Source organism: Microbacterium sp. SCN 71-21, from assembly GCF_001725695.1.
Lineage (GTDB): Bacteria > Actinomycetota > Actinomycetes > Actinomycetales > Microbacteriaceae > Microbacterium > Microbacterium ginsengisoli.
Genome location: NZ_MEGA01000127.1, coordinates 1 through 4968 on the forward strand (window position 1 = coordinate 1; position 4968 = coordinate 4968).

At 69.9% G+C, this 4968-nt stretch carries 2 protein-coding genes and 2 pseudogenes; 3 read left to right on the forward strand and 1 reads right to left on the reverse strand.

What is annotated here, in order from left to right; all coding sequences use genetic code 11:
- Positions 1 to 1671 precede the first annotated feature (1671 nt).
- Both ABT08_RS13125 and ABT08_RS13130 read left to right on the forward strand, forming a co-directional pair.
- Positions 1672 to 1926, forward strand: a pseudogene (locus tag ABT08_RS13125) (hypothetical protein); the annotation flags it as partial.
- 246 nt (positions 1927 to 2172) lie between these two features.
- Positions 2173 to 3079, forward strand: a pseudogene (locus ABT08_RS13130) (IS5 family transposase).
- Here ABT08_RS13130 and ABT08_RS13135 read toward each other — a convergent pair.
- Positions 3076 to 3618, reverse strand: coding sequence for a TetR family transcriptional regulator (locus ABT08_RS13135; RefSeq protein ID WP_236967690.1), 543 nt, complete (start codon positions 3616 to 3618; stop codon positions 3076 to 3078). The pseudogene ABT08_RS13130 and the gene ABT08_RS13135 sit on opposite strands and share 4 nt — an antisense overlap.
- Before the next feature lie 127 nt (positions 3619 to 3745).
- On the opposite strand from ABT08_RS13135, the gene ABT08_RS13140 reads away from it, so the two are divergent.
- Positions 3746 to 4687: an aldo/keto reductase gene (locus ABT08_RS13140; RefSeq protein WP_236967689.1), complete on the forward strand. Its 942-nt coding sequence runs from the start codon at positions 3746 to 3748 to the stop codon at positions 4685 to 4687.
- Positions 4688 to 4968 lie beyond the last annotated feature (281 nt).

A 4968-nucleotide genomic window follows, 5' to 3' on the forward strand; every position in this document is an offset into this window, starting at 1 on the left:
GTCGGTCACGGCATCCGCCTGAACGAGACCGCCGCCACCGTCCCCCTGACCCCGCGAGAACGCGTCCTCGACGCCGTCGCCGGCCGCGACGTGGTCGTGCTGCTCGACAACTGCGAACACGTGATCCGCGAGGCCGCCGAGGTCGCGCAGGCACTGCTGCTCGGGACGCCCGGCCTGCGGATCCTCGCGACCAGCCGCGAGCCGCTGGGCGTCGTCGGCGAGGCGTTCGTCGACCTCGGCCCTCTGCCCGCCCTCGACGCCGACGAGCTGTTCGCCCGGCGCGTGCGATCGGCGCGCGGCACCCCGCCGTCGCCCGAGGAGCACGCGACCGCCGAACGGATCGTGCAGCGGCTCGACGGCCTCCCCCTCGCGATCGAGCTCGCCGCCGCCCGGGCGCGCACCCTCACGCTCGCCGAGATCGACGCAGGTCTGAGCGATCGCTTCGCGCTGCTCGCCCACGGTCCGCGGCTCAGCCCCGGACGCCACCGGACCCTCCGCGCCCTCATCGATTGGAGCTGGGACACCCTCACCGACGACGAGCGGGTGGCGCTGCGCGCCTCGTCGGTGTTCCCCGACGGGATCGGCAGCGGCGACTCCGACGCGATCGCCGAGACTTTCGGGGTGGATGCCACGGTGTTCGACGCCCTCGTCGACCGCTCACTGCTCGTGCGACGCGATGGGCGGTTCCGGCTGCTCGAGACGGTCCGCGAGTACGGGCTCGACCGGCTGCGCGCCGAAGGAGCCGAGGCCGAGTTCCGTGAGAGAGCGGCCGACGTTCTCACCGCCCTCGCCACCGAGCGCGAGGGCACCATGCGCGGGCCGGGCCTGCGGGCCGGGCTCGCCTGGTTCGACGCCAACGAGGAGAACCTGTCGTCCGCGCTGCGTACGCGCACGACCGGCGCGGACCGGCGGCCCGGCCGGCGTCTGCTGCGGGCCCTGCTCTGGGCGTGGGCGGTGCGCGAACGCGTCGAGGAGCTGCGGCCCGCCCTCGCGGCCTTCGCCGATCCGGACGCTCCGGTCGACGACGAGCCGAGCGTCGTCATCGAGTCGATGGCGCTGTTCTCGGACGCGTTCCCCGAACCCGGAGGGACACCGACCTACGATCCCGCCGTGTTCGCCGAGCGGCGGGCGACGCTGCAGGAGGCGGCGCAGCGGCATCCGTCCGAGATCTCGGCCCTCGTCGGCCCGCTCCTGCGCCTGGCGCAGGTGGTGCTCGAGTCCGCCGAGGGAGGGTTCGAGCGCGCGTGGCACGTCGATCTCACCGACGCCGAGATCGCCGCCGCGCCGCCGTGGTCGCGGGCGACGATGCACATGCTGCGCGCCGGTGCCGCGGTCAACGCCGGCGACACGGCCGTGCTCGGGGTCGAGAGCGAACGCGCGCTGCGGGTGTTCACCGAGGTCGGCGATCCGTGGGGCACCGGCATCGCGAGCCAGCTGTGGGCCGAGTGGCTCATGCTCGTGGGGCGACTGGAAGAGGCTCTGGAGGTCACCGACCGCGCCCTCGAGGTCGTGCTCGGTCTGACCTCCATCTCCGATCTGCTGCAGCAGAGGGCGCAGGCCGTCGGCATCCTGCTCCGCCTCGACCGCATCCCCGAGGCGCGCGCCCGCTCGGCGGAGATGCAGGAGATCGCCACCGCGGACGGGTCGGTGCGCGCCCTCACCCAGGCCCGCATGGCCGCGGCGCAGGTGGACCTCGCGGTCGGAGACGGTGCGGCCGCGTTGCGGAGCGCGGAACGGATCTCCCTCGAACCCGGCTTCCCGGAGCAGATCCTGGCGTGGGCGAGCACACTGCGAGCCGAGGCGCTGCTCCTGCTCGAACGTCACGACGAGGCGCGAGCGGCGCTGCGCGAGGCTCTGCCGCTCGCCGTGCGATCACGCGATCACCCCGTCGTCGCATCGGTGCTCATCGGTGTCGCCGGGTGGAACGCCGCCGCGGGCCGCCCCGATGTCGCGCGGGAAGCGCTGGCCCGGGCCGAAGCCGTCCGCGGCGCCGCCGACGAACGCGACCCCTTCCGGCGCTGGGTCGACGAACGCCTCGGCGCGGACGCCGGGGAGATCCCGGCGTCCGCGCCCGGCGTCCGCGCCCGGCATCCCTTGGGGAGAAGTGGATGCCGACGTGCTCGCGGCCCTGCTCGACTAGGGCGTGTTGCTAAACCCTTGAGTGCTGCGTGGGTGAGTCTTGAGGGTGTGTCGCGTGATGTGATCTCTGATGACGCGTGGGCTGTGATCGGGCCGCTGTTCCCGACTGCGAAGTCGACGGGGCGGCCTCCGGTGGATCGGCGAACAGTAGTCGAGGCGACGGCGTGGCGGTTCCGGACCGGCGCGCCGTGGCGCGACGTGCCCGAGCGGTTCGGTAACTGGAACACGATCTACAAGAACTTCAACCGGTGGTCCGAACAGGGTGTGTGGGCGCGGGTTCTAGAGAAGACGCAGTCTCTCGCGCAGCAGTCCGGGGATCTGGACTGGGTAGCGTCGATCGACTCCACGATCGTGCGAGTGCACCAGCATGGCGCGACCCTTCCTCGCGCCACAGGGGGCACTGTCGAACTACAAGAAGTTCGGTGACGAACCGCTCGGTCATGCGATCGGGCGTTCCCGTGGCGGGTTGACGACGAAGAATCACCTGGTGTGCGACGGGCAGGGCAGAGCTCTCGCGTTCATCCTCACGCCGGGACAGACCGCGGACACCAGCATGCTGGCCACGACGCTCGACGAGATCCACGTTCCGGGCGCGAGGGGCAGGCCACGATCCCGGCCGGACCGGGTCCTGGCGGACAAGGGCTACCCGTCCAAAGCGAACCGGGCCTGGCTACGCGAACGAGGGATCGCAGCGACCATCCCGGAACGCGACGACCAGATCGCGCACCGCCGCAGGAAGCGGGGCCGGCCGATCGACTTCGGCGACGAGCAACGCGTGCGCTACCGCGGCCGCAACGTCGTCGAGCGGTGCTTCAACAAGCTCAAGCAGTGGCGCGGGATCGCGATGCGCTCAGACAAGACCGCCCGCAACTACCACGCTGGCCTCTGCCTCGCCGCGACACTCCATTGGGTCACCAGCAGCGCGCACAACGCTCCTTAGGTGCCGGAGAGCGCACCGAACGAGAGGGCAAGGAGTTCGTCTGGCGACCGAGTCTCTCCGGCTATCGCCCAGGCGTTAAGGGCTGCCTCGAAGCAAGCGATTGCGCACTGCACGACAGCGTATGCGCGCAGGTCGGCATCCGCGCCACCAATGCGACGCGCCACGATCGGCGTGAGCGTGCTCGCCCAGCCGAGGTGCTTCTCGAGGTTGCGTGCACGAAGCGAGGGGGCGCTGTTGAGAACGCGCATCCCACGCTTCTGCCGCTCCCCGCTCATGTCGGACATGGCCAGGAGCGCGCTGAACGCGTGCCGCAGAGACTCCCAGACAGGCTCGTTGACCGGCCGGTTCTCGAGGGTGTCGCGGACGAGGACGCCCCACGGTTCGGTGTCGCCGAGGATCGCGTCTTCCTTGGCCGGAAAGTAGCGGTTGAAGCTGCGTGTTGAGATCCCGGCGGCCGCCGCGATCTGCTCGACGGTCACCTCGTCGAAGCCGTGCTCAGCGAAAAGATCGAGGGCCGCCTCGGCGATCTGCGCGCGCACAGCTGCGCGCGTCTTCTCGCGCAGGGACGGCGGGGGTGCGGCACTCATCATGCAGTCAGCATACCGCGCATACTTGTCTGAGTCAGACAGTTATGGCGTAGACTGTCGCTTCGTGAAGGGATCAACCATGGAATCACGCAAACTCGGCCGGCAAGGCCTCGAGGTCTCGGCCATCGGCTACGGCGCGATGGGAACGGCCGCGGGCTACGGACCCTCCGACGACACGGAGTCGATCGCCGCGATCCGCACCGCGCACGAGCTGGGAGTCACGCTCTTCGACACCGCAGAGATGTATGGCTGGGGCACCGGCGAGCAGCTGCTCGGGACGGCGCTCGCGCCGATCCGTGATGACGTGGTCATCGCCACGAAGTTCGGCCTGACCCCGGAGGGAGGCATGAACTCGCGCCCCGACCACATCCGTGAGGTCGTCGAGAACAGCCTCCGCAACCTGAACGTTGACACGATCGACGTCCTCTACCAGCACCGCTCCGACCCCGACGTGCCGATCGAGGATGTCGTCGGCGTCATGCAGGGGTTCGTCCAGGCCGGCAAGGTCAAGTACCTCGGCCTGTCCGAAGCCGACGGCGAAACTATCCGTCGCGCGCACGCAGTGCACCCCATCTCCGTACTGCAGTCCGAGTACTCCATCTTCGCCCACGACGCCGAGCCGGTACTGCCCGTGATCGAGGAACTCGGCATCGGCCTCGTCGCATACTCGCCGCTCGCGCGCGGGTTCCTTGCCGCACCCCCGAAGCCGCGCACCGAGTACGCCGCCGACGACTTCCGCCAGTATCTCGGCTGGTGGGCGCCCGCCAACTTCGACGCGAACGCCGCGCTGTCCAACGAACTTCGCGCGTTCGCCGCCGAAAAGGGCACAACGCTCTCCAAACTGGCGCTGGCGTGGCTGCTCGCCAAGCGCGACTACATCGTGCCCATCCCCGGCTCCCGCAACCCGGCCCGCGTCGCGGACAACATCGCTGCCTCGGACCTGCACCTCAGCACCACCGACCTCGCGCGCATCGACGCGATCGCACCCAACGGCGCGGTCGGCAGCCGCAACTACGGATGACGTGCACATAAGGATTGAAGCCGGGGCACCGCACCACACGGTGACCCGGCTTCAATCATCTCCAACACGGCCTCCGAGGGGATTTCCTGCGACGACCCCTACTTCGCCACCGATTCCACCGGATCAATTCCGGGGTTTGGCAACACGCCCTAGGTGTCCGGGGAGAGTAGGGAGGAGCTCGGTGTTGATGGTGCGGAAGAAGCGTTCGATCTTGCCGCGGCCTTGGGGCCGGCCCACCGTGGAGTGGATGATCCGGATGCGCAGCTCAATGGCAGTGCGTT